Origin of the sequence: Synechococcus sp. H55.2, assembly GCF_047462495.1 — a bacterium.
In the GTDB taxonomy this organism is placed as follows: domain Bacteria; phylum Cyanobacteriota; class Cyanobacteriia; order Thermostichales; family Thermostichaceae; genus Thermostichus.
In genome coordinates this window covers 1-4,561 of record NZ_JANSJH010000141.1, presented here as the reverse complement: position 1 = coordinate 4,561, position 4,561 = coordinate 1, and the positions used below count along the sequence as shown (strand labels likewise).

At 46.2% G+C, this 4,561-nt stretch carries 3 protein-coding genes and 1 pseudogene; 2 read left to right on the top strand and 2 right to left on the bottom strand.

The features are described from left to right. Positions 1 to 966 (top strand): glycosyltransferase family 2 protein (locus tag NW844_RS12190; RefSeq protein ID WP_414336000.1); only part of this gene is annotated, 966 nt, incomplete at its 5' end. A 232-nt stretch (positions 967 to 1,198) separates the two neighbouring features. On the opposite strand, the gene NW844_RS12185 is transcribed toward NW844_RS12190, so the two are convergent. Next, positions 1,199 to 1,495, bottom strand: coding sequence for a hypothetical protein (locus NW844_RS12185; protein WP_414335999.1), 297 nt, complete (start codon positions 1,493 to 1,495; stop codon positions 1,199 to 1,201). A 171-nt stretch (positions 1,496 to 1,666) separates the two neighbouring features. Beyond that, on the bottom strand, positions 1,667 to 2,224 hold the full coding sequence (locus NW844_RS12180) for a type IV pilin protein (RefSeq protein ID WP_414335997.1): 558 nt from the start codon (positions 2,222 to 2,224) through the stop codon (positions 1,667 to 1,669). 185 nt (positions 2,225 to 2,409) lie between these two features. On the opposite strand from NW844_RS12180, the pseudogene NW844_RS12175 reads away from it, so the two are divergent. Further along, a pseudogene (locus tag NW844_RS12175) lies at positions 2,410 to 4,561 on the top strand (FkbM family methyltransferase); the annotation flags it as partial.

The window sequence follows — 4,561 nt, the reverse complement described above, 5'->3', positions numbered from 1 at the left end:
ATGGCCAGAGTCTGTATTGTTACCACGGTTCGGGATCCAGGAGTTTGCTTGGAATCCTTTATTCGCTACCACCTCGCCATTGGAATCGCCCACATCTATATCTTCTTTGACGATCCAGAGGATCCCGCTGCTCAGATAGCGCTTAGATTCTCCGACGTAACAGCTATTCCCAATGACGAAGCTTTGCAAGTCCAGCAAGCGCTAGGCAATATCCTCTATGCGAAATATGGCCCTCATGTTGGCTACGAGGTCATGGCCCGCCAGATTTTAAATGTGGAAACTGCTATACAGCTTGCCCTTGACCAAGGCATGGATTGGATCATTCATATTGATGGAGATGAGCTCTTCTATCTCGGCGAGGCACTTACTTTGGACTGGTTTGACCAGCTAGATAACGACATACTTCAGGTTCGCTTCTTAAACTACGAGGCGGCCCCCGAAAAGTTTGAGATTGAAGATTACTTTCGCGAAGTTACTCTGTTCAAGAGAAACCCTGCTGTTTTAGATCCAGATTTTTATGCCAAGTTTCAGAGTACCTCTGGCAAGAGCCAATACTTTCTAGCTTATCAAAATGGGAAATCAGCAGCTCGAGTTTATCCCAGTATTTTGCCAAATAGCGTACATAGTTTCGACATTCCAGAGGAGCATACCCTAGTCACCTCATCTCCAACCGTTTTGCACTACCTGAATTGCGGCTTCCAGAACTACTACAAGAAGTACGCTCAACTGGGAAACTTTCCCGACTACTGGTGGCGCTCAAAATCAAATCTCATTCGAGTTCCCTTCCACTTGCGCTCACGAGATGCCTACTGCTCAGGAGATATCAATCAAATGGTGGCTCTTTATCAAGAGCTCACACTCTACGACAACCCTATGATTAACCAAAGCTTAGTAGAGAAGGGTATCCTCACTCCCATTTCCTACCCTTCGCAGTTACTGGCAAAAGGATCCGCTCGGCTGAATTAGTCTGAAACTCTATTCACTTTACTTTATTTTCCCCTACGGTATATCTCTTATGTTTCTGCTGCCATGCAGAAACTCTCCTAGCCAATTGTCTTCCTATTTCAGCGACTTTTTTAGCCTTGACAATGAAATCTTCTATGCTCTGTCCCTCACTATCAGCATTATCCTTCACAATCCCGTGAACAACATAATTTCTCTGCATTTCTCTGCTTTCGCCATTCACTTACTTGGCGAATCAGCTCTCGAAGTGTTTCTGGTTTCTCAACATGATTGTATGTTCTGCTTGTAGCCGTTTTTTCCATTTTTTGATTAAAAGGTGGAACGAATAGTTTTGAGCACTGGGGATAAACTTCTCAACCTTGACCAAGCGAGAAATCAGACGGTCGGTAATGATGCTTTCTGCAATGGTCACCACTTCTAGAAAGAATTCCTCTTCCTGTGCTCGCTTTATGCGTCTCCAGGCTTCCTGATATCTGTAGTATTTGCGGGCGTTTCCGTTAATCGACTTTGGCTTTGGTTGACGAACCGACATTTTTCGGATCCCTTGAGCAGCTAAAGTGACACCCCTAAGCTGCTTACATTTTAAGGCTCTAGGGGAGGGCAATGGCCAGAGCACCTTGTGCCAAGAACCTCTCCCAATCCCTCCCAAAGCACTAAAAAAGCTCCCCAAATCTGGGGAGCAGTATGGGGCACTCAGAGTAGATTAGTCAAACACGTTACAAGAGCGGCCTACATAGAACTCACTATTCTCTGCAATTTCAGTAGCTTGATCTCCCACACCAATCTCACATTTAATTGGCTCGTTGCTGCGGTTGACATAGGAAGCCGTGGTTGCCTCTGTTGAAATCACTGCACCAGTTGGCGTGCCCCCGCCGTCGAACGTGGGTTCCGCATAGTTTGCGGTATATGAAGCCCAGGGATCGTTCACGAACTTGTCACCCTGCGGTCCGCAGTAGTCGGGTGCAGCTCTGTCGTTTGTGTTACACTGATCGGGAGCGATATTGGCCCACCCTTCGGGGTACACAGTCGTGTCCATACGGTAGACCTCGGCGCCACGAGAAGCAGCAGTTAGGGCCGTTTGCCCCTCAGCAGCGCGGGCACGACGGATCTGGTTCAAGAACTGGGGAACAGCAATCGCGGTCAGAATACCCACAATCACAATCACCACCAGCAGCTCGATCAAGGTGAAGCCTTTGGCTTTGGAAAGGAGCTGCTGTGCCAGCTTGGCACGCAGCAAAGATTGACGAGTCTTGGCACTCATGGCTTATGTCCTTTAGAGAGGTAGTTCATACTTGACATCGCAGCTTAGCTGCTAGCCCTAGCATACCCACGCCACCGCCAGTCCATATCAGCCTCCCCCTACGCAAAGTTGCGGATCTTGCCGAATCTTGCCATCGAGTGGGAAAGGTGGTACTTTAGTGCTTTCAAGTGCTTAGCTTTTCTGGTATGATAGGTAAATTTTCTACTTTGCCTTCCGATTCAAGCCTTGAGGCCTTGGCTGCCGAGGTCAAGGTTATGCAAGACGATCAGCCCGACGCATTTCAAGGTCAGGTCAGAGAAATCTATCAAAACCTATCTCCCCCGGAGTGGGGCTATTTCCTCGAGCAGCTCTTGGCCGGGTCGCAGCCTATCAGCAAGGCTCTGGATAAGGCTGATTTCACCCTTGCCCGGCTCTGCCAAGCTCTCCAATCTGCACCTCACCACCGCAGGGCCTACTTAACTCTCAGGTCGCTGGTTACTGAGGGTCTTCTTTCGGGCCAACAGGCCTCTTCGGCAATCCTAGAAGCAGCTACCCAGCTGGAAAGCGTCGAAGGTAAAGGTCAGAGGCAAGGCCTTCAGATTTCCCTAAAGCTAAGGGAGATAGCTTTTGAGCTAGATCCTCTACAAAAAGACAACGTTGAGAAGCTCTTAATTCATGCAGTAGACTCAGAAGACGATTTGTCAGTAGTGCTATACGGTCAAGCTCTCCTAGAGTGTCTTGACAAACAGACCAAGAGTGCTCATTCAAACACGGTTCGCATAGAGGAAAGCTCTCAATCAGTAAAAGCGCTTACCCTATTGCTGGATAAAGGTTATATAGATCTATTTTTCGCAATCGCAAACTCACTAATCCCATTACTGCAAGAAGCCCAAAAAACGGCATTTATAGGTTTGCTATCTCAATTAGCAATTATTTTCAGTCCAGACAAAGCTAAAGACTACGATGGGCTCTACAAAGTAGAGGATATAATCAGAACTGAGTTTAATCAAATAGTTGGTGCAATATCCTATAACTCAGCAAGCAATTACTACAGCCTAATTGGCGATAGACTTTTAGCACTTGCCGATGAGAATAAAGATAACTTGATAGTTTATCTAGCTCTTCTCGCCGAATCACTAGAAAAGCTGATTCGCACCTCTAAATCTGAAAAAATCAAAGACATCATTGACAAAATCACAGAACATCTGAGTTCCTGCCTTCTGGAAGACTGGCAGGTGACACTTGAAAATCTATCGGATAGCTTGACAATAGCCAGAGTTATTTTGTCCAGGGTTGCCTTCTGCTGGAGTTATGTTAGTGATGATAGATCGCTTATCAGAAGGTATCAGCAACTGGGCGGGCGAATTCTCTCTCAAACTCTCAATCTCATGGCCAGGCAGAGAAACTTTACCTGGTTGGAGCACTGGGAAAAACAGAAAGCGCTGTACAAAGCACACAAGAAGCCTCACATAGGATACTTAGGAAATTGCTTTCGGCGTCATTCTGTAGGTTTCCTAAGCGAATCTTCGTTAAGATTGCAAAATCGCGGAGCTTTGGATGTATCGTACTATTACTTTTGGGGACATTCAACTGAAGAAATAGCTTCGCATGATAATCTCTATCAAAGATTTAGCTCTCACGATCACTTGTTCTTTCGCATCCTTCCAAAAGGTACGCCAATTCCCAAGGTAGTGTCCCAAGCTCGCGAAGACCAAGTTGACATCATGATTTTTATGGACTCCTTAACCATTCACGAAGCAAATATGAGTGCAGCCTTGCGGTGCGCACCTATTCAAATAGGATGGTTAGGCGGAGATGCTGTCGGATTGCCGGAGTTTGACTATTTTCTGGCCGACCCACACATACTGCCAGAGGATGCTCAAGTTGATTACCAAGAGAAAATAATTCGTTTGCCGAGCTACTGTGCCATTGATAGTTTAGATTTCTTTCCTTTAGCCAAAGATGAGTTTAAGAGTAAGCTTAATGTAAAACCTTATCACTTACTGTTCTTAACAGCATCTAGTGCTTATAAGCGTACCTCGGAGTGTATTGAAGCTCACTTACGGATAACTAAAGAAGTCAAAAATGCAATCTTAATTGTCAAAGTCTCTGGTGAGATATCTACTGTAATTAGTCGCTACAAGACAAAGGCGAAAGAATTAGGAGTAGATGAAAAAGTACGCTTCCTAGCTACAACTAAGACAGCAGAGGAGCACCGTGGGCAACTGGGTTGCGTTGATCTTATTCTAGATACTTTTCCCTACACAGGTGCAACCCACACCATGGAAGCCCTTTACATGGGGGTGCCGGTTCTTACCCTGGTAGGCCGCCATTACTATGGCCGCATGAGCTACAGTC

Coding starts and splice junctions, on each gene's coding strand:
- NW844_RS12185 (WP_414335999.1), bottom strand. CDS start 1,495: ATGTCGGTTCGTCAACCAAAGCCAAAGTCGATTAACGGAAACGCCCGC.
- NW844_RS12180 (WP_414335997.1), bottom strand. CDS start 2,224: ATGAGTGCCAAGACTCGTCAATCTTTGCTGCGTGCCAAGCTGGCACAG.